Below are 23184 nucleotides of genomic sequence, written 5' to 3'. Positions count from 1 at the left end.
AAAGGATGATTTGATTATGGTGCTAGAAATTACAAAACCAAAGGACTACATTGATGTAGCAGTTTCTCTATCCAAGGAACTGGCTCAATCCGCAGTTGAACGGGATGCTAAAGCTGGAGTTCCAGAAGAGGAAATTAATAAACTGCGTGAAAGTGGACTGCTACCACTGGTTATACCTAAGCAATATGGTGGCATTGGTGCAACTTGGATTGATGCTTTAAAAATTGTTAGAAAACTGTCAAAAGCAGATGGTTCAATTGGTCAGTTGTATGGTAATCATCTCAATTTGACGGCTTTGGGTCACGTTTCCGGCACGCCAGCCCAAAAGGAAAAATATTATAGAGAAACTGCTAAGAAAAACTTATTTTGGGCAAATGCGATTAATACGCGGGATACTAGGCTAAAAATTAATCCAGAAGGCGAGAATTTTCGGGTTAATGGTGTTAAAAGCTTTGGTACAGGTATTTCCGTTGCCGATTTCCGGGTATTCTCCGCTTTGGAAGATGGTGTAGAATTGCCTTTCATCTTCATAATTCCCAAAGAGAGGGAAGGGTTAGTTTCCAATCAAGATTGGGACAATATTGGGCAACGTCGCACTGATAGCGGTAGTTATACATTTAACAATGTCTTAGTAGAGAAAGATGAGATTTTAGGGCCACCAAATCCTCCTGATAGCGCCTTCTCAACTTTTCTTGGCATTATTGCCCAGCTAACAAAAACCAACGTTTATCTAGGAATTACTAAAGGAGCCTTCGCCGCCGCTCGTGAGTACACTAAAACTACTACTCAACCGTGGATTACATCAGGGGTAGATAGTGCGACTGAAGACCCATATATTCTGCATCATTACGGTGATTTTTGGATTGAAATTCAAGCTGCGATCGCTCTAGCCGACAAAGCAGCCGAGAAGGTACAAGCAGCATGGGAAAAGGATGTATCGCTGACTCATCAAGAAAGGGGAGAAGTTGCGATCGCAGTTTCCGCAGCCAAGGCATTAGCGACCCGTGTAGGTATAGATATTACCAACCGCATCTTTGAAGTTACAGGAACTCGCGCCACAGCAACTAAATATGGATTTGATCGTTACTGGCGAGATTTACGAACCTTTACCCTGCACGATCCTGTGGATTACAAATTGCGTGCGATCGGTGATTGGGTACTCAACGATCAGCCACCCGTTATCACGCAATATTCTTAGCGACAAGGAGATGAGGGAGATGAGGGGGATAAACAATGCCCAATACCCCATGCCCAATGCCCAACATTTAAGCTGTCTACTCGCTGTCTTGTAGGGTGGGTGTTCTTTAATCTCCACCTTACTTACCTAAATCCAAAATCTAAAATCTAAAATCCAAAATTGATATGACTCAACTAAAAACACTTCCTACCTACGACCCAAGTTTATTTGAGGGAGCTGCTGAAGGCTACGCTCAATATAGAACCAAATACCCACCTGTTGTATTCGACAAACTAGCCGAAATATTTAATCTCGATGGTCAAGGACGACTCCTTGATTTGGGTACTGGCCCAGGATTAATTTCAATTGGTCTACGAACCAAATTTGAGGAAGTTGTGGCGATCGATCCCGATCCAGAAATGATTGCCGAAGCTAAACGGCAAGCAGCAGCAGTCGGAGCAAATAATATTACTTGGTTAGAACAAGGAGCAGAACTAATTGACTCTAGTTTAGGGACATTTAAGTTAGCCACTATTGGTAGAGCCTTTCACTGGATGGAACGCGAATTAGTCCTTGAACGCCTTTATGAATTGCTTACTGATGATGGTGGATTAGCACTGCTTCAGACTGGTGACAACCCTTGGGAAAGCAATCTACCTTGGAAACAAGCTGCTCTTGGAGTAGTGAAGAAATGGTTAGGTGAAGAGCGGCGGACTGGACAACGAGGACAAGGCACTCGTAAGCCAGTCGATCCTCCCCATGATGTCGTAATTGGCAATTCGGCTTTTGCTCGTCAACAAGTCTATGAAGTGCCATTTAAAAAATCTTGGACTGTCGATAGCTATCTCGGCTACTTATACACTACAGCCTTCTCTCTCAAAATTTTCTATGGCGATAACGCCCCAGCATTTGAAACTGATCTCAAAGAAGCGCTACTAGCAGTTGAGCCGTCTGGACATTTTACAGAAGAACTCAAAGCTACAATCCTAGTCGCTTGGAAGCACTAGTACCGCAAGGCGGAAGTCAAAAGTCAAAAGTCAAAAGTCAAAAGTTTTGTATACCAAGGCTTTTGCAAGCTTTCAAATGGTAGCTTGATTTACGCCGCGCTGTACTAGCAAAATTGAACACGAACCAGACACAGTTTCACTCACAAATATTCAATCTTCCACTAGCACGACATTGGAGTGAGCTTTTCTCACTCCACTTCCTAAATTTTTCCCTCCTCACCGTTAAATTCTCAGTTCCTCGAGTCGTTGCAGAGTGGGTTATACCCACTCTATTTCCTAATTGAATACATAAAATCTCTAAATTTACAAAAAATATTTAATTATTCTCGGTTTCAAATAAATTAATAGATAAGATTTTTTGTTTTTTACATTGCAATTAATCATCATTGTTCTAACCACCTAGAGGGAAATTAATAAAACAACCCATGCCAGCTTTAAAAGGAAAGTTTGAATTCAGGAAAAGCCAGAGAACAACACGCCGTTCTTTATTGTTTGCTCTGGGCTACTGCTTAATGCTATCAACGGTCTTATCGAGTTGTAGTGAAGCCAAAAATAACACTCAGCAGCCATCAGCTTCCCCTGAGTCTGTAGCTGCATCTAGCACTACAGAGAAGTCAACTGAAAAGCAAGTAGTGCGGATTGTACGTTCAAAACAACTTACTGCTCTAGCAGTTTTAGAAAAGCAGGGTTCCTTGGAAAAGCGATTAGAGCCTCTGGGTTTTAAAGTGCAGTGGGCTGAGTTTGCGGCTGGGCCACAACAGCTAGAAGCCTTGAATGCAAATGGACTGGATATCGCATCTACAGCCGAATCACCTCCTGTATTTTCACAAGCAGCAGGAGCGCCCCTTGTTTATTTAGCTACTACACACCCCAGTGGTAAAGCAATTTCACTTTTAGTTCCTGTAAACTCTCCGATTAAAAGTGTTGCCAATTTGAAGGGCAAAAAAGTGGCTTTCCAAAAAGCCTCCATCGGTCACTACTTATTAGTTAAGGCATTAGAAGACGCGGGGCTGAAACTGAGTGATGTCCAATCAGTTTTTTTAGCACCGGCAGACGCAAATGCGGCCTTCAGCCAGAACAAGGTGGATGCTTGGTATATTTGGGAGCCATTCGCTACTAGGAATGTACAAAAGAAAGTAGCTCGTGTTTTAGCAGATGGTGGTAAGTTGCGGGATACTGGCAACTTTTACTCAACCTCACGCCAGTTTTATCAGGCTCATCCTGACGTTATCAAAGTGTTTCTAGAGGAGCTAGAAAAGGCAGAAATCTGGACTAAGGATCATCCCAAAGAAGTAGCACAACTGCTTGCTCCTGTAACTCAGCTAGATCCACCGACTCTAGAAATAATGCATGATAAATATGACTATGGGCTAGTACCAATTACCGAAAAAGTCATCATCAAGCAACAGGAAGTTGCAGACAAGTGGTACAGCTTAGGACTTATCCCCAAAAAGGTGAATGTTAGAGACGGGTTTTTGACACCTGAAGAGTACGCCAAAATTACTCCTTCAGATGTGTTGGCGAATAAGTAGTTATGCCCATGAAGAAACTAAAACACAGGAGAATATTATGCCTACATCGACTTTGACAGAAGTTAAAATTAGGTCTATTGATGCCCCTTTAGGAGCCATAGTTACCGATCTTGATGCCAGTCAACCGATTGCACCTGAAGTTATCTTACAACTTAAAGAAGCTCTGCGCGATCGCCATATCTTAATCTTCAAAGACCAAAAGCTTTCTGATCAAGAACTTTTGAACTTTGCTCTATACTTTGGCGCACTCTTTGTACCATCTGATGAAACTCCAGTATTGGCTTCTAAACCAGGAGAAACTCCGGTGGTGATTTCAATTTCCAACGTCAATGGTGGCTATACTGGTACTGGAGAACTCACTTTTCATTCTGACCACAAATGGACTCCTACTCCATCTAGTGGTTCGCTTCTTTATGCATTGGAAATACCGTCTCAAGGTGGAAATACTTATTGGTTAAATACCAATTTGGCCTATGAGGCATTAGATGAAACCACCAAAGAACGAATTGCAGATTTACAGTTAATTACCTATAACCCATTTTTGCAAGACCGGAATGCACCCCGCTCTTTGTATCGTTTAGACAAGAGTATTCCTTTAATAAGTCCAATCTTTCCCCATCCTTTAGTTAGGACACATCCAGAGAGTGGTAAAAAGCATCTTTATTTAGATATTGCTACGGAAGTGGAAATTGTCGGGCTAGAGCCGGAAGAAGGATCTAAACTGATTGAACAGTTGCGTCAACATTTGAATCAGCCCCGATTCTACTACCAACATAAATGGTCTGTAGGTGATATTGTCTACTGGGATAATCAAGCTACCTTGCATTACCGTCAAGCATTCGATCCAAATGAGCGACGAGTATTGAAGCGGGTTAGCCTTGCAGGTAGTCGTCCCTTTTAGACTTGATTCATCAAGAGAAATCTATATAGCAATAGTTAATCATTCGTGAAAAACAATATCCCCGACTTCTTTGAGAAGTCGGGGATATGGGATCTGCAATTCTCACAAATCAAATAGGATTGCTATAGTTATCTTTATATAAACAAATAAAAACCTAATAAAACTTGTCTATTTTTCACCTTATATGCTTATAAAAATATAAGCAACTCCAAGTATTATTTTTTTTAAAACTAGTGTTGATGAATACTTTATTTAAATACAAAATCCCATAAAATATTAACTGTAGTTAACAGTTAATTCTGTTCACTAAAAATACTAAAACCAAATCTTCCCCATGTAATGAGGCAAGATTAGTATATCCTTCTTTAAATATTTGCATTGAACCTACAGGTGTAAAATGTTTAGCAATACCATAAAAGAAAGGTCAACAATAATCAGTAAAATAGCATTATTTGTAATGCCGGGTTTTTTGACTTTATCTACCACTTTAATCAGTTGTACGTCACCTAGCAATAATACAAATAATGCAATCAAACCAACAGCAGACCCAGCAGCGACAAAAACCATTACTTTTAAAACAAAACTGCTGCGAATGGGGTATCAAAGTTCTGGTGATTTAGTTAGGGTGAGGAGAGTTTTAGAAAAACGTTTGTCACCCTTGGGTGTAAAAGTTGAGTGGGCGCAATTTGCCCAAGGGCCGCAACTAATGGAAGCGATGAATGTCGGCAAAATTGATGTTGGATCAGTTGGAGAAACTCCTCCCATTTTTGCTCAAGCTGCTGGTGCGAGAATCGTCTATCTTGCTGGTAGACGGATTACCGCTACTTCAGGTAAAGGTAGTGCGATCGCAGTTCCTAAAGGTTCTCCAATTAAGACCTTAGCTGATATCAAAGGACAAAAAGTCGTCTTTCAAAAAGGTTCTGCTTCTCACTATTTTATCATCAAAGCTTTAGAAGAAGTCGGCTTGAAATACAGCGATATTAAAGTCTTGAGTATGCCCAATGTCGAAGCCCGTGGTGCATTTATTCAGGGGACTATTCCAGTTTGGGTAACTGGTGATCCTCACTTAGCTTTAGTGGAAAAACTCTACGGTGCGCGTGTGCTGAGAGATGCTACAAATATTGGTACTCCAGGCGGATATTATGTAGGAACACGCGAGTTTGCTAAGGACAATCCCGAATTACTTCGGATTATCTTGGAAGAGATTGATAAAAACGGTCAATGGGCAGAAGCAAATCGTCAAGAGGTCGCCAAACTAATAGCACCGGTACTTAAAATTGATCTCCCTATTCAAGAAATAATTTCTGGACGCGCTAATTATCGAATTAAAGGAATTACTCCAGAATTGATGAAAGCTCAACAAAGTGTGGCAGATTTATTTTATAAGGAAAAAATATTACCCAAAAAGATTGATGTTCAAGAAGCTTTGCTTACACCCAAAGAATATGCAGCTATTACTCCACCAACACTTATAAGTGAAAAGTAGAAACTAATTACATATAGAAGGCTAGGGACTGATACCCCAAGGAGGAAGTCAAAAGTCAAACAGGTATACAGCGTAAGAGTTTCGTTGATTTGGAATGGGTGGTTTATTTACGCCGTGCTGTACTAGGAAAGAGTTTTCCAATACCCAATCTCGAATCCCTTTAAATGCTTCATGCTAAACAAGCCTAATTGAGGAAAAGCCAGTTTTTGCAAATCTCCAGACTTGATTTTTAAATCAATGCGAATCATTTTAGAAATAGCTAAAAGCATCGCTAAGTTTTTTCAAACTAACTAGAATCCCAATTTACTAAAACCAAAAAGAGATTTGTTGACTTAGTGCAATCTCAGGCTTTAATACTAAATTGGTATTCTAGGAGGTTGACAGAACAACTTCCAATTATCTTACTTGCTTTTGAAAGTAAGACTTACAATCCACATTCTACAATTCATTTTGTAATAAACAAAGATTACGAAATCTAGCGATGTCTAGGTTGGGCTGCGCCTAGTCAATCTAACTAAACTACCAATAATCGCCAGTATTAATATTTAATAACATGACCATTATTGGTAATGATTTTTGAATTTATGTAATACATTTTGAATTACAGAATATGGGTTACAACTTAAAAGCTAAAACTTACGAGGAAAATCATAACTGATGAATAAGCCATTTCAACCACAACGCCGCACAGTTTTAAAGCGTATTGTCCAATATTCAGCACTGGGACTATTTGCTTTATTATCTCCGTTTGTGGGTAGCCTTGTGCAAAGTACCCAAGCGCAAACAAACGCCAAAGTAATTAACTTGGCCTATCAAAGTTCTGGTGATATTGTCAAAGTCAGAAAAGTTGTTGAGCCACGTTTCAAAGCCTTGGGTGTAACTGTGAATTGGGTTGGGCCATTTGCAGCAGGGCCGCAATTGATAGAAGCCCTGAATGCAGGTAAGGTGGATATCGGTAATGTCGGAGAGACACCTCCAATATTTTCCCAAGCCACAACCGCAGGCATCCCTCAATTTGTCTATATTGCTGGACGCACACCCACCAATGGTACAAACCAAGGTATTGTGGTGAAAGCTAATTCTCCCATTAAGACAGTAGCGGATCTTAAAGGTAAGAAAATTGCTTTTCAGGTAGGGTCGAATGCACAGTATTTACTAGCAAAAGCTTTGCAAGAGGTAGGGTTAAAAATTAGCGATATTCAAATCGTTGCTTTGACTCCACCTCAAGCCCGCGACGCCTTTCTTCAAGGCAAGGCTGACGCTTGGGTGGGTGGCGATCCGTTGTTAGCTGTTGTGCAAAGTACTAATACTACTCCGATTCGGATTTTGAGAAATGCAGCCGGAATTAACACTCTAGGCGGATTTTATCTTGGCAGGCGTTCATTTGTCACCCAAAATCCGGCATTGGTGCAAGTGTTTTTAGAGGAAGCACAGAAGGCAGGAGAATTTGCTGAAAAAAACCCAACCATAATTGCCAACGATTTAGCTCCTGAACTGAAATTAGATGTATCAATTGTAGAAAAGGTGGTACGCCGTAGTGCTTATAGATTGAGAAGACTGACACCTGCGATCATTGCCCAACAGCAGAGCGTTGCTGATTTTTATTTTGCACAAAAAGTCATCCCGCGTAAGATAGATATCAAACAAGCAATTCTTCCTACTCTACAATATCAAGCCATCACACCTGCTAATATCAAGTAACCGTAAACAGGTAGATGTAGGTTTATCATGATCGAGCAACGGCTCTCGTGAGGGAGTCGTTGGCTTTAATCAGCTATTAAGTTGGCGATCGCTTCTACTGGCAAGATGAAGAGTGAAATCCGGCTCTTAGTACTTGCTTGCACTTAATTTCTTCAGCATAGGCGGGTAAGTGCGATCGCCCGAACTTGATATAAGATAAATATATTTTTATTTTTTTACTAGATATTGGAATATACCAGATGCTATAACTCTGACTACATCTATTTAGGGTTATAAAAGTTGTAAGTTGGTGATTATATACTACATCAACTATTATGCAAGCTATTTAAGCTAGTAATAGAGTTGTTTCAATCCAGGGAATAAAAATATGAAGGTTTGGCTTGCCTGCTTTTTCGTGCTGTTTGCCTTGGCGGAACTGTTTGACTGGTTGCAAGAATTTAATCTGCCATTACCTATCTATATTTTGGGTGGGGCTTTCTTAGCTGTTGCTTCTAACTATGATAAAATATTTGACTCCTATTTTGCTGATTCAAGCATCGAAGCATCAGTCGAACAACCTCAGTTAGATTCACTAACCCCATCTACTAATCCTATTTCTTTCCCAATTGCCAGTACTGTTGAAGATGCTCAAACATCTCAAACAGATGCTCCCGGCGTATAGCCCGTCGTAGACATCGCTTGTCTTATTCTCTGGTTGATGCTGCGCCTCAGCTTGCTTTCAGGGTAGGAATACACCAAAATCTAAGGGAGCAAGTAAATTGCTACATTAATAGAAGCTCAGGCTAATTAGCTTTTAACCTAGAGTTAGAAAATTAACTTCTGCGCCTGCAACATCTACCCAATTCAGGCTACCGTCGCAACGCCGTGATTAGTGGACTATTAGAAAAACTTCGTGTCCCCTTTGTAAAACTTCAGGATTCCGGTAAAACTTCCAAGAGCAAAAGCTGGCTACAAATTATTTTGGTTACTAGTGTAGGAGTCACCGCCTTCATTTGGGGAGTTCGGGAACTGAAGTGGTTGCAGCCTTGGGAGTTAAGAGTTTATGACCAGATGTTGCGATCGCGTCCAGCACAAGCACCTGATCGGCGGATTTTGCTGGTAAAAATCACTGAGGACGATCTCAAACGAGAGAAATGGACTTTATCAGCTCGTAGAATCAATCAGCTGTTAAAGAAAATAGAGTCTTATCAACCGCGAATTGTTGGTTTATATCTTTTCCAACCAGAAGACAACAATTTGGCAGCTAATCTCCAAAATCAAGATAACATTATCAGCACCTGTTTGTTCAGCAGCTTGGGTAGAGATGAAATTCCACCGCCACCTAATTTTCCTATAGATAATGTTGGCTTTAGCGATGTGGCTGCTGACAATGAAAACGACCAAATTCTCCGCCGCAGTTTGTTATTTGCTAACTCTACAGACAAGAAATGTACAACATCATTTGCATTTGGTGCCCTAATTGCAATTGATTATCTGGAAAAACAAGGCATTGAATACCAGTTCACTAAGAAAGGAGAGTTTCAGTTAGGTAAAATCATCTTCCCGCGTTTACAAGCTAATTCTGGTAGTTATCAACATCTGGATGCAAACGGCTATCAAATATTATTAAATTACCGTCACCCCAACAGCCTCGCCGATCAAGTAACCCTCTCACAAGTCCTCAGTGGTCAAGTCAACCCCAATTTAGTCAAAGACCGTCTTGTAATTATTGGCACCACAGCAGCTAATCTCCCTCCAGGTGGCTTTTATACACCCTACAGCACTTTGCCAGATCAACCAGCCAAAATGCCTGCTCTGTTTATTCATGCACAGATAGCAAGTCAAATCATCAGTACAGTGTTGGATGGGCGATCGCTAATTTGGTATTGGCCAGACTGGGCGGAACTTATTTGGGTGGGGGGCTGGTCGCTCTTAGGTAGTATTTTAGCATGGCGGTGGCAAAATCCGTTGATTTTGTTAGTGGTGGGAGCGACAACTCTACTTGGCTTAGTATTAATCTGCGTTGCTTTGTTTTTTCAAGCCGGGTGGGTGCCGTTAGTTCCTTCTGCTCTTGCTTTAGTGATTAGTAGTGTCTGTGTGATTGCTTATACTAGCTACCAAAATCAGTGGCAAACTCAGGTGATTATTCTGCAAGTTGAAAAACAACAAGAAGCGATCGCCCAATTAAATGTACTCTTAGAAGATAAAACAGTAGCTCCCGATTTGTCTGTTGACTTTCCTCCCCCAGTTGATTCACCAGAAATAAAATCTGGTGATTTGCTTTTGAGCGGACGCTACAAAATTTACAGAACTCTCGGTGCAGGTGGATTTGGTCGCACTTATTTAGCAGAGGATACTCAACGACCGGGTAATCCTATTTGTGTAGTGAAAAAGTTAATGCCAGCCCGTCAAGATACACGATTTTTGCAAGTTGCTCGCAGGTTGTTTAATAGTGAAGCTGAAATATTAGAATCTTTGGGGAAACATCATCAGATTCCCGAACTACTTGCTTATTTTGAAGATGACCAAGAATTCTATTTAATTCAACAATATATCGAGGGACATACCCTAAGTGAAGAATTACCACCTGTGCAGAAGGTGCAAAATGAATCATTTGTGATGGAAATGCTCAAACAAGTTTTAGAAGTTCTAGAATTTGTTCACCAGCATCGAGTGATTCATCGTGATATCAAACCGACTAATATTATTAGATGCACTCAAGATAATCGGCTGGTATTGATTGACTTTGGTGCTGTCAAATTGATGCAACCGCCGAGTAGTGAGCAAACAGAATTAGCTACAGTAGCCATCGGGACGCGGGGTTATGCACCTCCAGAACAATTTGCCGGTCATCCCCGCTTGTGCAGTGATATTTATGCTTTAGGAATGATTGGCATTCAAGCTATAACTGGGATACCACCGCAAGAACTTCATCCAGATCCAGAAACGGGGAATGTGATGTGGCGGCAAGTAGCGCCAGTCAGCCAAGAATTAGCGGCAATTTTAGATAAGATGGTTTGCTATCATTTTAGCGATCGCTATCAATCAGCCACCGCAGTTTTACAAGATTTGAAACGGATGTAGCCTTGGTGATTAGAAATCGCGGCGATACAAAGGTAGTCGGACTGCTTGCACTAATGGACAATTAATGCTTTCCAACCCGCGTTCGCGTAGCGTTCCGCAGGAAAGGCGGGTTTTGTCTGTGTAGCCGCGACTTCCAGTCGCCTGGTGCTATTTAAACGCAACCTTCTGCATTGTTATTGCATCCACTTGCATTGTTATTGCATCCACTTGCATTGCCATTGCATTGACTTGCATTGCCATTGCATCGACTTGCATTGCCATTGCATCGACTTGCATTGCCATTGCATCGACTTGTATTGCCATTGCATCGACTTGCAAAAATTAACTCATCCTAGTTTTAACTTATCTTTCCAGTCTCTAGTAGTCTGTCAAGTTTAAATTGATGGGTAAGCAAGTTCGTAGTAAGGACTTTAGTCCTTATTTTCTAAGCACTAAAGTGCTTACTACAAACCCTCAAAACCAACTTGACAAAGTACTAGCCCCCAATTAAAAAAAACTATATTTTCGCGCACCACTTTGCTTACCATAAAATTGCTAAAATACACTACAAAAGCAATACATGGTTGCAGCAAATGCTCAAGCGGCTTTGGCGGTGGCTCAAAAGGTCTTTTCAGTGCTTATTTGGCAACAGGCAAACTCCTCCGCTAGAAAAACCGAGGAAAGTAGAATCACCAAAACAGCTAACAGATGCGGAGTATGAATCGTTGTTTCTTGAGTTGTTGGCAGAAGTCAATGATGGCTTGAGTAGAGGAGGAGCAAAAGGTTTTTTGGCTGCAAACCGCATCAATGAGGCTCATTTGGTGGAGTGGTTGCGGGGTTTTGGCGAAAGATTGTTAGCTTTACCTACACCGAATGATGAGTTAGCAACGCGAATGGTGCGGCTGGGTGAGTTGAGTATTGGGGAAGTTAGTGTTGTTGCTTATGATATTGGGCGGCGGTTGGAGGGAGGAGAAACGAACCGCAGAGGCGCAGAGGAAGCGGAGGAAGAAACGGAAGCAGAAACAATTACACTTGATGAGTTGTTGGTAATGTTGGAACAGGATGCAGATTTAGTTCAGCAAGTTGGCCAGCAACTAGGAATTGAGGCAACTGATCCACAAGTAATTATTAAAGCACTGATTAATCAATTTAATGCTGCTGATGATTCAACGACTAATGAAGCAAAATTTTGGTTTAACCAAGGCGTTGATCAATACAATAGTGGTAATTTTGCTAGTGCGATCGCATCTTACGACAGAGCCATAGAAATCAAACCCGACTACGACTCAGCTTGGTACAACCGGGGTGTAGCGCTGACTAATTTAGGGCGATTTGAACAAGCGATCGCTTCTTATGACAGAGCCATACAAATCAAACCCGACTTACACGACGCTTGGAACTACCGGGGTGCGACGCTGGATAATTTAGGGCGATTTGAAGAAGCGATCGCATCTTACGACAATGCCATCAAAATCAAACCCGACTTCCACATAGCTTGGATTGGCCGGGGTGTAGCACTGGATAATTTAGGGCGATTTGAAGAAGCGATCGCATCTTTTGACACTGCCCTCAAAATCAAACCCGACGACCACGAAGCCTGGTACAACAGGGGCGTGCCACTAAGTAAATTAGGGCAATTTGAACAAGCGATTGCATTCTACGATAACGCACTAAAAATCAAACTCGACTTGTACCAAGCTTGGTACAACCGGGGTAATGCGCTGGGTAAATTAGGGCAATTTGAAGAAGCGATCGCATCTTTTGACAGTGCCCTCAAAACCAAACCCAACCACCACTTATCGTGGTATGACCGGGGTAATGCGCTGGATTTTTTAGGGAAACATGAACAAGCGATCGCATCCTACGACAGTGCCATCAAATTCAAACCCGACTTACACTTAGCTTGGATTAACCGGGGAATTGCGGCGGGAAACGTAACTGGAGAGAGGACAGATTTCTCTTTAACATCTACTTTACTTAATGCAGCATCACCCAACCTCGCTTTAAAATTTAACAATCCTGATTTAAATAAGCGTGGGTATGATGGTACATTGGCAAGCTACGAGGAAGGGTTGAAGCATTGCCCCCAAGACACGCACCCAGAAGGTTGGGGGCAATTGCATCAAAGGATAGGTGATGCTCATTACTTCCGAGGGCGAGGTAATTACAACGCTCGCTATTTTTGGAACAAAGCTGTCAACAGTTACAAAACGGCACTGCAAACTCTCACAGCAACAGATTTTCCTGAGTTACATCTAGAGGTTTTGCGAGATTTAATTCGCGTGCAGTTAGATTTGAAGGAAACAGCCGAAGCCACAGAACTCCAGCGACAGGGTACTGATTTATTGCGGCGCTTATTAAATGAACCAAATCGCTCTGATAAAAGTAAAAAACAACTAGCTCTAAAATTTGCCTGGATTCAACAGTTAACTGTTGATTTAGCTGTGCAGTCTGGAGATTTGCCACAAGCGATTGAATTAGCAGAAGAAGGCAAAAATACCTGTTTGCGTTGGCTTTTGGATGGATGGAATGATGAAATTTCCTCTCCCAGTTATTCAGAAATGCAACAACTGCTTAATCCCTCAACTGCTGTTGTTTATTGGCATCTCAGTTCTTACGCCCTACACACCTTCATCCTCAAACACAACGCGCCATCACCGATTGTCTTGGAAGAAACCGAGTTTGTGACTCAGGCGCAACGTTTACAAGATTTTGAAGACTGGGTGAAAAGTTGGAATCAACAATACGCCGATTATCGCAAAGGTAAAAATAAGCAAGGGAAAAAAGCAATCACTTGGCGCGACAACCTGCCCGAAATGCTTCGCAACTTGAGTAATATCCTTAATATCAACGCTGTTGTTTCAGAAATACCAGAAATTACTCAGCTAATCCTCATTCCTCACCGCGATTTGCACCGCTTCCCTCTTCATGCACTATTTCCACCTGAATTCACCATCACCTATCTACCCAGCGCCAAAATAGGCTTGATTCCCCAAACTTACCTGCAAAAGAGAGGCGATGAACAGCACAATTTACTCAGCATCGAACATCCCAACAGCAAAGGTTATCCCCATCTGGAGTTTGCCCAAATTGAATCGGAAGCCATCAGCCGGATGTTCCCCAACCACAGCCGCAAGCGTTCTGAGAAAGCGACAAAAGCAGCAATAATCAACGCTTTGCCCCAAGACTACAGTATTTTGCACTTTACAGGGCATGGCGAATATAATTTCCAAAATCCTGCGTTATCTCACTTGGCGTTAGCGGGTGAAGATAAGCTAACTCTCGCGGATATCCGCAATTTTAATTTGCAAAGCTACCAACTTGTCACTCTCGCAGCTTGCGAAACCGCGATTACAGGTAATCACACCATCACCACAGAATATGTCGGGCTTGTCAGTGGCTTTATGGGTTGCGGTGTGGCTCATGTTGTTAGTACGCTATGGACTGTAGAATCAGCCGCTAGCGCTTTGATAATGATTCAGTTTTACCAATTGCTGCAACAAAAACAATCAGAAGCAGTGGCTTTGGCTAAAGCTACCCAATGGCTACGAAATGTCACAAATGCAGAACTTGCAGAATGGTATGCAGTGCAAATCGCTAAATTACCCCAAAATGAAGGTATTATTCGTCCTTTTTTACAAGATCAGTTAAATGATATTACTATCAGACAAACAACTGATCAACCTTATAATGATCATTACCACTGGGCAGCTTTTACAATTATTGGAGCTTTTTGATCATGCAACCTTTAGAAGCCTTTAATCTCAAAGCTTTTGTCTTTGCATTATCTTACCTTGATGCACCATTAGCAGATGATGTGCAAACCCAGGTTAATCAACTAAAAATTCCTGATGACATTGGTAAACTGGATGCGATCGCCCGCAATTATCCGCCGTTAGCGGAACATTATCAAATTGCTCGCCAAAATTTAAAACAGGAAGCTGAAATCCGCAGCAAAGGGCCTTTACCCGCTAAAATTAATCAGGCTGCCGAACAGCAAAGCACAGAAATCAATAATATTCTTGTTGCCATTGATGAACTAGATGATCAAAATTTAACTGAAATTGCTCAACCTATTCTCAATGCTTCTGATTCTGTAACTGTCGCTAAAGACACATGGGCAAGAATTATTCTCTCTCTACAAAAGCCTATGCTATGAATCAACAGTATAATCTCATCTATCCAACTATTGATTTATTTGTCTATGACCTACAACAAGGTTTAGGACAAACAGACGAGCAAGTTAACCAAAATCGTCATTATTTTTGGCGTAAAATTCAACCAGATTTAAATAAAGATTACGATAAAGTTAAAGATGATGATTTGCTTAAACAACTCGCTACCTTAGAAAAAACAGAAGCAGATTACGTCGAGTTGCTCGTACCCGAAAAACAAGAAAATTTTCAGCCAGATATAGCAGGTTATTATTACGCATTGCAACTAGGTGATACCTATGCCCTGCAAGTAGATAGCGGTGTTACTGATTATCTGGGCAAACCTATGAGTAAATTTCAAGATATTAAACAAAATATAGAATCTCGTACCCATCACCAACAAGGTAAAATTGGTCAAACTTGGTTTGTTTGGGGACAGTTGGAAAAGATTTATAACGCTGAAGAAATTAAAGCGATCGCTGAACAATGCTACACACAAATAAATCCCAACTTTCAGGGTAAAATTGCTTTGCAAAGCCAGAGCCTTTTTTTAGGTGCATCTGCATTTGAAGTCTGGGAACAGCCCAGCGATTGGGCAAATGAACAGAACTTTAAAGATAGCTTGCATATATTAATATGTTTGTTTCCGCCACAACAATCCCTCAAAAATATTACAGAAAGTATCGCTAATATATATTTTGATTTAATCCGTCTGTTTTGCTATCGTCATAAAATCCTTTGGGCTTATCACCAAAGTCGCAAATTGAAAAGCCGAATCAAGAAAGATTTTAACGAAGTGCAAGAAACTGTCAAAAAAATTAGAGATTTAGGACAACAACTAAACAACGGTAGACCTAATCTTGAGGAATTACAAAAAACCCTAACTGATACGCTGACAATCTTATCGGAATATGCGATTAATTTAAGCTACCTAGATGACCAAGGACGCACAATCAAAGTTAATCTGAATAATTATAAAAAGCGGCTAGAGAAGATTTCACGAGAAAATAGCAACAGCCAGCTAGAATTTATGCGACAATTTAGCGAATTTAGTGCTGATAAATATCTCCTGCAAGTAGAGACAGATTACATCAATCTCAGCCCAGGCTTGACTCTGCTGCAAAATTTAATTAGTACAATTCAAGGTACTATTGACATCTACCAAGCCAAAAGCGATCGCAACTTAGAAAACTTCATCGGTAGCGCAGGTATCGGATTAGCAACCAGCCAAATCGCATCTTCAGTGTTGGTTGCTCAATATCCGCCGAATAGCAAAATACCATTTTTCCTCACAACAGCCTTCATTTGGAGCGTTGTTGCTGGAGTGCTTACCAGTATAATAGCCTGGATATTGTTTAAAAAAATTCGCCGCTAATAACTCTTCCCTTTGCGACGGCAGTCGCTACAACGGGGGGGAACCCCCGCACCGCGCTGCCTCTCCTTAGCGTCCTTTGCGGTTCCATACCCTAACCATGTCCACCCAACCCACAATTGAAAGCATATACACCGATGGTGCTTGCACCGGGAACCCTGGCCCTGGCGGTTGGGGTGTTGTCGTCTACTTCAGCGATGGCTCAATCCACGAAATGGGCGATGCATCTCCTCATACCACTAATAATAAAATGGAAATGCAAGCTGCGATCGCCGCCTTACAATTCCTGCAAACATCTCAACAACCCCAACCAATCACGCTTCATACCGATAGCGAATACCTGATTAACTGCGTTACCAAGTGGGTGAAAGGCTGGAAAAAGAAAGGCTGGAAAAAGTCAGATGGTAAACCCGTCCAAAATCAAGAACTTTTGGAAACTCTTGATGAACTCAATACCCAACAGGTAAAATGGCAACACGTCAGGGGACATTCTGGTAACATAGGTAACGAACGTTGTGATGCGATCGCTCGCACATATGCCAGTGGCAAAATCCCTTCGCTACAACAATTATCTCCTACAGCTTTTTACAACTCTTTACCTGATTCTGGCGAACTAAATGTAGCAAAAGTTGCTGATGATCACAAAAACCCTAGAATAATTAACCAAAGTACACCAGAAGTCAGTACTTCTGCACCAGAAATAACTGTTATGGAACCATCAACTGGGACAAGTGCGGCCGCAACCGATGAAAAACCCTCAGAAATGAGGGTTTCGCAACTTCGCAGCTTGGTCGAAACTCTGCGTATCGCTGACGAAATTTCTGAAAAAGGCTACTTAATCACCAGTTCTGAGTTAGCAGACTTGATGGATGTCCACGCCAGCGCTGTCACCAGTCGGGGAGATCAATGGCGCTGGCGAAACTGGATAGTGTCACGGGTACGCCGTGAAGGAAATCAAATTCTTTGGGAACTGGAACGCGGGGATCAAATAGGAGGTGAAGAGGAGTGAGGGAGTGAGGGAGTAGGGAGTAGGGAGTAGGGAGTAGAGAATAGGGAATTTCGCTCACTCACCACTCACCACTCACTACTCCCTACTCCCCCTCTTTTACACTATACTTACGTCCGCGCCACTCGCGTGGCGTGTGGAACGCAGATAAGAAGATTCGTAGCACAGCTAAGGGATCAGCCAAAGGGGAAAGCCAGAACAACCAGCCGCCTTTAGCGGTTGTGCGATCGTAGGAAGGTGCGATCGCTATCAGCATAGCAAAACGAATCACTAGGAGAAATAAATTCAGTCCCAGCAGAAGAAGTGCGGGAGTGGGTAGAGACGCGATTAATCGCGTCTGTAGCGAGTACGAGAGTGGGGGAGAAATCAACAAAAAAGCCAGGACAATTAAAAGGGGTAGACCCTGAACAGATGTGAGTAGCCATAAATCTCCCCACAACTGAGAACGAGAAGTTGCATCTTTGAGGTCGAGACTCCGCCCCCATTCCTTCCACGTTTCCATCGCCCCTTCATACATCCGTACCTTCAGTACCTTTGCGCCATCTAAAAAGCCCACCTTATACCCTTGAATAGCAATATTCCGCGCCAAAGTGACATCATCACAAAAAGAACTACTCGCACTCCTATAGCCACCCACAGCAGCTAAAACGGAGCGACGACACAAAAAACACTGCCCATTTGCCATCACCCGTTCTGGCTGCTCTGTATTGATCCCGGCGGGGTCAAATCGGTAAAGCAGAGTCATCAACAAAGCTGGTTGTAGCCAGCACTCCCCAGGATATTTGAGGATGAACTGGGGTGAAAGGGAAACGAGATCATAACCTTGTGCTTCGGCCGTCTTCACCAAACCAGCAACCAAACCAGGATGCGGTTGGATATCAGCATCCAGCCCCAGAAACCACTGACTCGCTTCAGAGCTATATAGAAAACCGTTATGCAACGCCCAAGGACGCCCCACCCAACCAGAGGGTAAGGGGTCATCTGTCATCAGGCGAAAGCGCGGATCTTTCTGCTGTGTCCCTTTTACCAAGTCGGGGGTGCCATCACCAGACTTGCTGTCTACAACAATTATTTCCCGAACTTCGTAGCTTTGCTGACTTAAACCAGCTAACAGAGGGCTAATGCGAAGCGCCTCGTTCAATGTGGGAACGACGACACTAACCCTACCCAAAAGCTCCGGCGTCGGTTGTTGCGGTTCTACTGGGGGAAGGCGTCTAGGGCCCTTTAGCAGGCGCGAAAACAGAATCGCCGTTGCTGGTACTTGGATAAGTAGCAATAAGAGGGAGCTGGCACTTTCTACTATCAAAGCATTGTCTACTGTCAAAATACTTAACAATTAAAATCGCCCCTATACAAAACAAATGGGCGTTGGGCATTGGGCATTGGGCATGGGGCATTGGGCATTGAGTATGGGTTATTCTCCTTGTCTGGCTTATCTCCCTTGTCCCCACTCCCCCAATAAGCTTATTTCAAGGCAACTTTAACGCTTCTTGCCACCGAGACTTCCTTGCTTGCTGGTTCAACAGTAACTTGAGTGGGTGTCGTTGAACTGCTTAACCACAGGGCTACAGCAGGAGTTACACCAAGCAATAAGCCGAGCAATACAGGGATGGAGAACCCAGAGGCCAAGCTTAGTCCGGCGGCGAAGGCAAAGTTAGTTAAATAAACGACTAAGGGTAAATTGAGTTGCGATCGCTCTAATTTAATTGAGGAATTTCTCCACAATAATCCTGCCACACTCATAAACAGGGCGCTAGTGCCAAACCAACCTGCATAGTTCTGGTAAGGTGTCCCAAAGAAAGCTCCTGGTTGTTCCCAATACCAGAAAGGCAGAGCAGATTGACTCATAGCTGGTTCAAGGGCAAAATCCCAGCAAGTGAAGAGCAAAGCACCAACGGCTATAGCCGCAATATGGCGTCCCCAACTGGGTTTTTGAGCCACTTTCAAACCAGTTCTTGCAATTAAGTAAGACGACAGCCCAACATAAAACCAAGATAAAGGAATTGTGAAAGGAACTAGCCCCGCAATCTTATAACCCAAGCCACTCAAGTAACTATAATCACCAAATGGAAAACCTGTGCTGGTTCCCAGTAGTTCACTCCCCAAAGAGATAAACACAGCCGGCAGCATAAATGCTAACCAAGATCCTAATCCCAACGTCCGGTAGGCATAAATAGAGACAGCTATTGTCCCCAAGATGATATCAACTACACCGCCACCTGCCATACTTAACTGCATGGCAGTTTCTCCAACCTGCGATAAGTTGAAAAGTATTTCGGCATTAGGTATGACCAATAGCATCCCTACCAGTCCAAAGGCTTTTGACACGATATGACCAATGAGGCATACGCGTTCAGCAATAACAAGTTGTCTCATAATATATTCCTTAACAAGATGTGACACGCGGCTACTCGGCTGCTAACAGTTTACAAATGTTTAACAACATATTTAACTACTTTGTACCGCAATTCTCTACAAACTTGTTTGGCGTTCGTGGGAAGAGCATAACAGCCTATTGATTGATGCTATATCAAATATGATCACAAACATACTAGTTTAAGCCATATAGTCAAAATCTACATAATTTCATCTGCAAAAACTTTTGGTTTATTGTCCCACTGATACCCAGATGATCACAAACCCCTTCTATGCAGGGTTCTCGTTGAGAGAGTTTGATCAAATAAGGGATAGTGTCCAAGCAGGCGATGGCGTTCCGCCCACCGTAGGTGATCGTTTTCAGCAACTTTGTGCCAGGAAAAATGTTGTGTATGATGTAACATTTTGATGGTAAGTGTGAAGAATGATACATTTAACCTAAAAAATCACACCAGGGGCTAGGAGGTATGCCGTAATCTAGAAGTTGTCGATGAACAACTTCTAACTTAATGATTAGCAGACGCCAAATTTTAAAAGGGGTGGCAGCACTTTCTAGCTTATCTTTAGCTGGTTGTGGCTGGAGGCTGGGTGAAGTACGTGCTAATTCTAATACGAATGGTCAACGTGACCAACTTTATATTTTTACCTGGACGCAATATACTGACAACCAATTACTGAAAACTTTTAGCACCCAGACCGGCATGAAAGTGCTAGCGGATGTGTATGATTCCAATGATGTCATGCTGGCTAAGTTGCAAGCTGGAGGCGGTGGCACTTACAGCATCATCTACCCATCGGATTACATGGTGCAAAAGATGGTAAACAAAGGTTTGTTAACAGAAATAGATCACGATCGCTTAATCGGGTTAGAGAATTTATTCCCCCGGTTTCAGAATCCTAGTTATGACCTGAATAATCGATATAGTATCCCTTTTAACTGGGGGACAACTGGTTTACTTTACAATTCTGAAAAAATCAAAAATGCACCACAAGACTGGGATTACCTTTGGCAAAACCAAAAGCAACTTAGTCAGCAGATGACATTGCTCAATGATGTTCGAGAAGTGATGGGTGCGACGTTACGGATGCTAGGTTATTCTTACAACTCAAAAAATGAACAACAAATCAAACAAGCTTATGAAAAGTTGAAGGTGCTAAAACCTGCGATCGCACGTTTTGACACCGATGCTTGGCAAAATCAAATTCTGGCAGGAGATTTACTATTAGCAATGTGCTATTCAGCAGATGCGGTGAAAATCTCTCAAGAAAACCCTAATCTAAAATATGTGATTCCTCGCAGTGGTTCTTCATTATGGACAGACACTATTGTTATTCCCAAAACAGCCCCCAACCAGGCTGGAGCCTATGCTTGGATTAACATGATTCTGCAACCAGAATTAGCAGCCCAAATCAGTCAACGCCTGAGTATTTCTACACCTAATAGGGCTGGATTCGAGCAATTGTCAAAAACAATACAGAACAACGCTAATTTGTTTCCCTCAGAGTCGGTTTTAGCAAATTGTGAACGTGTTAGTCCTGTAGGAGAATTTGAAGAGGTTTACGATCGCTATTGGACTCAATTAACTAGCAGCTAAATAAATTTTGGATTTTGGATTTTAGAGTCTTAATTCAATCCAAAATCCGTCTTGGAAAGTTCTGAGCGGAGGTTTCCTCCGATCAGACTTTCCGCAAAATTAAAAATATAAAATTGGCAGAGTGATAAATGATGAATTTGGAAAAAAATGATATTTCTAAAATAGAAGAATCCCATCGCCTGCGAGTCAATTGGCTTCAACCTTTGGTATTACTTGCACCATCTGGGATTTGGTTATTACTTTTGTTGGTGCTACCAAGTTTGATAATTTTCGAGTTAAGTTTAGTTGCAGACATCCGACCTGGAGATTTGGTTAATCCCAACGGATTCAAAAACTACATCCGCATATTTGACCCCCTTTACTTGCAAGTAATCGTGCGATCGCTATTTTTTGCGTTTGGCACTACAATAATTTGTTTAATTTTGGGCTTCCCCGTCGCCTATTGGATTGCTCAGATAGCGCCGCAACGTTGGCGGAATTTGCTGCTATTAGCCTTTATATTACCTTTGTGGACTTCCTCGTTACTTCGCTCCTATGCTTGGATTACAATTCTTCGTCCTACTGGTTTATTGAACAGTTTACTCAGCAATTTAGGCTTGCCTGCTTTGGAATTACTTAACCAGAGTCAAGCTGTATTTATTGGCATGAGTTACAGCTTGTTACCCTATATGGTTTTGATTTTATATGCTTCTCTCGAAAAGCTAGATAAGCGCTTGTTAGAAGCAGCTGCTGATTTAGGTGCAAATCCGGTGGAAACTTTTTTCCAAGTAACTGTACCGCAAATTTTTCCTGGAATTGCGGCTGCTTCTATGCTTGTATTCATCACAGGCTTGGGGGATTTTGTCGATCCAGAATTACTTGGTGGTGCTTCTAGTATGACGGCGGCGCGGTTAGTTTATAACCAGTTTCTGGGAGCAACCCAAAATTGGGGATTTGGTTCAGCTTTGAGTATGACGTTAATTTTGCTTGTTAGTATTGCGATCGCGCTTTTGATTAAGTTTGGTGAAGCTCCACCCAAACGCTAAACTTTTCGTCACTCATTTATAATAAAAGCATCAAACGCCAGCGAGACAACGGTTATGCTCTCACCTGATCTCAAAAATGCGTTACCAACTACTGATGAACTTCCCTGTTCAGACGATACGCCAGTGGATAACGAAGACCAAAACTTTTTGCCCAACATTTTACTTTTCTTACTCAACTCCATTTGGGCAAATCGCCTGGACTGGTACTTCGGAGTAGATATGGGAGTCTATCACACCACAGGAGTAAATCCCAGAGTACCTGTAGTGCCAGATGCTTTTTTAAGTGTGGGAGTAGAACGGAAAAAGGGTGGCAAATCACGCAAAAGTTACGCAGTTTGGGAAGAAAATGGGATAGTTCCAATATTCACATTAGAAATGGTATCCCACACCCCAGGAGGTGAATACGACGAGAAGCTAGATATATACAGAAAACTCGGTGTATTGTACTACGTAATTTATAACCCTGAGTTTTGGCGACGCGACCAACATCAACCCTTTGAAGTGTATAAGTTGATAGATGGAAACTACCAACTACAAATTGGTGAACCCTATTTGATGCCAGAGGTGGGGTTAGGTATTGGGCGACACCAAGCTGTAATTGCTGGGATACAACAGGAGTTTTTATGTTGGTATGATCAGCAAGGAAACCGCTATTTAACAGATGGAGAACAGGCACAACAGGAGCGTCAAAGGGCTGAACAAGAACGTCAAAGGGCTGAACAAGAACGTCAAAGGGCTGAACAATTAGCGCAGTATTTACGTTCTCTAGGTGTAGATCCAAATAATCTACCTGGTAATTAAGGCGATGGG

General features: G+C 42.2%; 20 protein-coding genes. 15 read left to right on the top strand and 5 right to left on the bottom strand.

Translation table 11 applies throughout. The annotated features are described in order from the left end of the window. The first annotated feature begins 16 nt into the window (after window positions 1-16). The 4 genes from HWQ23_RS06300 to HWQ23_RS06285 all read left to right on the top strand — a co-directional run bounded on the left by HWQ23_RS06300 (window position 17) and on the right by HWQ23_RS06285 (window position 4617). Window positions 17-1198: an acyl-CoA dehydrogenase family protein gene (locus HWQ23_RS06300; protein WP_292825110.1), complete on the top strand. Its 1182-nt coding sequence runs from the start codon at window positions 17-19 to the stop codon at window positions 1196-1198. Between the two features lie 164 nt (window positions 1199-1362). Next, window positions 1363-2184: a class I SAM-dependent methyltransferase gene (locus HWQ23_RS06295; protein WP_292825107.1), complete on the top strand. Its 822-nt coding sequence runs from the start codon at window positions 1363-1365 to the stop codon at window positions 2182-2184. Between the two features lie 425 nt (window positions 2185-2609). Continuing rightward, entirely contained in the window at window positions 2610-3716 is a 1107-nt protein-coding gene (locus HWQ23_RS06290; RefSeq protein ID WP_292825104.1) for an aliphatic sulfonate ABC transporter substrate-binding protein, read from the top strand. 37 nt (window positions 3717-3753) lie between these two features. Beyond that, window positions 3754-4617: a TauD/TfdA dioxygenase family protein gene (locus tag HWQ23_RS06285; protein ID WP_292825102.1), complete on the top strand. Its 864-nt coding sequence runs from the start codon at window positions 3754-3756 to the stop codon at window positions 4615-4617. 384 nt (window positions 4618-5001) lie between these two features. Here the strand turns inward: HWQ23_RS06285 and HWQ23_RS06280 are convergent, their stop codons facing one another. Beyond that, window positions 5002-5184: a hypothetical protein gene (locus HWQ23_RS06280; protein ID WP_292825099.1), complete on the bottom strand. Its 183-nt coding sequence runs from the start codon at window positions 5182-5184 to the stop codon at window positions 5002-5004. Between the two features lie 25 nt (window positions 5185-5209). On the opposite strand from HWQ23_RS06280, the gene HWQ23_RS06275 reads away from it, so the two are divergent. After that, the gene (locus HWQ23_RS06275; RefSeq protein WP_292825096.1) at window positions 5210-6103 is read left to right on the top strand and encodes a sulfonate ABC transporter substrate-binding protein; all 894 of its coding nucleotides are present in this window, start codon (window positions 5210-5212) and stop codon (window positions 6101-6103) included. Between the two features lie 122 nt (window positions 6104-6225). Here the strand turns inward: HWQ23_RS06275 and HWQ23_RS06270 are convergent, their stop codons facing one another. Further along, the gene (locus tag HWQ23_RS06270; protein ID WP_292825093.1) at window positions 6226-6372 is read right to left on the bottom strand and encodes a hypothetical protein; all 147 of its coding nucleotides are present in this window, start codon (window positions 6370-6372) and stop codon (window positions 6226-6228) included. A 388-nt stretch (window positions 6373-6760) separates the two neighbouring features. Between HWQ23_RS06270 and HWQ23_RS06265 the strand changes: the two genes are divergently transcribed. The 3 genes from HWQ23_RS06265 (at window position 6761) to HWQ23_RS06255 (ending at window position 10867) form a co-directional block, all read left to right on the top strand. Further along, a complete protein-coding gene (locus HWQ23_RS06265; protein ID WP_292825090.1) occupies window positions 6761-7804 on the top strand; it encodes an aliphatic sulfonate ABC transporter substrate-binding protein in 1044 nt (347 codons plus the stop codon). A 367-nt stretch (window positions 7805-8171) separates the two neighbouring features. Next, window positions 8172-8465 (top strand): hypothetical protein, encoded by a 294-nt coding sequence (locus HWQ23_RS06260; RefSeq protein ID WP_292825087.1) that lies wholly within the window; start codon window positions 8172-8174, stop codon window positions 8463-8465. A 203-nt stretch (window positions 8466-8668) separates the two neighbouring features. Continuing rightward, the gene (locus tag HWQ23_RS06255; protein ID WP_375466526.1) at window positions 8669-10867 is read left to right on the top strand and encodes a CHASE2 domain-containing protein; all 2199 of its coding nucleotides are present in this window, start codon (window positions 8669-8671) and stop codon (window positions 10865-10867) included. Window positions 10868-11014: 147 nt separating this feature from the next. On the opposite strand, the gene HWQ23_RS06250 is transcribed toward HWQ23_RS06255, so the two are convergent. Continuing rightward, complete coding sequence (locus HWQ23_RS06250; protein WP_292825084.1) at window positions 11015-11185, bottom strand: hypothetical protein; 171 nt, start codon at window positions 11183-11185, stop codon at window positions 11015-11017. A gap of 254 nt (window positions 11186-11439) precedes the next feature. Between HWQ23_RS06250 and HWQ23_RS06245 the strand changes: the two genes are divergently transcribed. From HWQ23_RS06245 to rnhA, 4 genes are all read left to right on the top strand, one after another. After that, window positions 11440-14583, top strand: coding sequence for a CHAT domain-containing protein (locus HWQ23_RS06245; protein WP_292825081.1), 3144 nt, complete (start codon window positions 11440-11442; stop codon window positions 14581-14583). A gap of 2 nt (window positions 14584-14585) precedes the next feature. Further along, entirely contained in the window at window positions 14586-15005 is a 420-nt protein-coding gene (locus tag HWQ23_RS06240; RefSeq protein ID WP_292825078.1) for a hypothetical protein, read from the top strand. Beyond that, entirely contained in the window at window positions 15002-16375 is a 1374-nt protein-coding gene (locus HWQ23_RS06235; protein WP_292825075.1) for a hypothetical protein, read from the top strand. Before HWQ23_RS06240 ends, HWQ23_RS06235 begins: the two co-directional genes overlap by 4 nt. A gap of 97 nt (window positions 16376-16472) precedes the next feature. Continuing rightward, window positions 16473-17381 (top strand): ribonuclease HI, encoded by a 909-nt coding sequence (gene rnhA, locus HWQ23_RS06230; RefSeq protein WP_292825072.1) that lies wholly within the window; start codon window positions 16473-16475, stop codon window positions 17379-17381. A gap of 82 nt (window positions 17382-17463) precedes the next feature. Here the strand turns inward: rnhA and cruG are convergent, their stop codons facing one another. Together cruG and cruF are read right to left on the bottom strand one after the other, a co-directional pair. Continuing rightward, on the bottom strand, window positions 17464-18702 hold the full coding sequence (gene cruG / locus HWQ23_RS06225; RefSeq protein ID WP_472850385.1) for a 2'-O-glycosyltransferase CruG: 1239 nt from the start codon (window positions 18700-18702) through the stop codon (window positions 17464-17466). A 140-nt stretch (window positions 18703-18842) separates the two neighbouring features. After that, window positions 18843-19754 carry a gamma-carotene 1'-hydroxylase CruF gene (gene cruF, locus HWQ23_RS06220; protein ID WP_292825066.1) on the bottom strand — a complete coding sequence of 304 codons (912 nt, stop codon included), beginning with the start codon at window positions 19752-19754 and terminating at the stop codon, window positions 18843-18845. Between the two features lie 509 nt (window positions 19755-20263). Between cruF and HWQ23_RS06215 the strand changes: the two genes are divergently transcribed. The 3 genes from HWQ23_RS06215 to HWQ23_RS06205 all read left to right on the top strand — a co-directional run bounded on the left by HWQ23_RS06215 (window position 20264) and on the right by HWQ23_RS06205 (window position 23175). Beyond that, entirely contained in the window at window positions 20264-21349 is a 1086-nt protein-coding gene (locus HWQ23_RS06215) for a polyamine ABC transporter substrate-binding protein (RefSeq protein ID WP_292825063.1), read from the top strand. 131 nt (window positions 21350-21480) lie between these two features. Further along, on the top strand, window positions 21481-22374 hold the full coding sequence (locus HWQ23_RS06210) for an ABC transporter permease (RefSeq protein ID WP_292825293.1): 894 nt from the start codon (window positions 21481-21483) through the stop codon (window positions 22372-22374). 54 nt (window positions 22375-22428) lie between these two features. After that, on the top strand, window positions 22429-23175 hold the full coding sequence (locus HWQ23_RS06205; protein ID WP_292825060.1) for a Uma2 family endonuclease: 747 nt from the start codon (window positions 22429-22431) through the stop codon (window positions 23173-23175). Window positions 23176-23184: the final 9 nt, after the last annotated feature.

This window comes from Nostoc sp. JL33 (assembly GCF_017114985.1).
Lineage (GTDB): Bacteria > Cyanobacteriota > Cyanobacteriia > Cyanobacteriales > Nostocaceae > Nostoc.
Note: the sequence above shows the minus strand (reverse complement) of the source record. Positions and strands in the feature narration are given on the sequence as shown.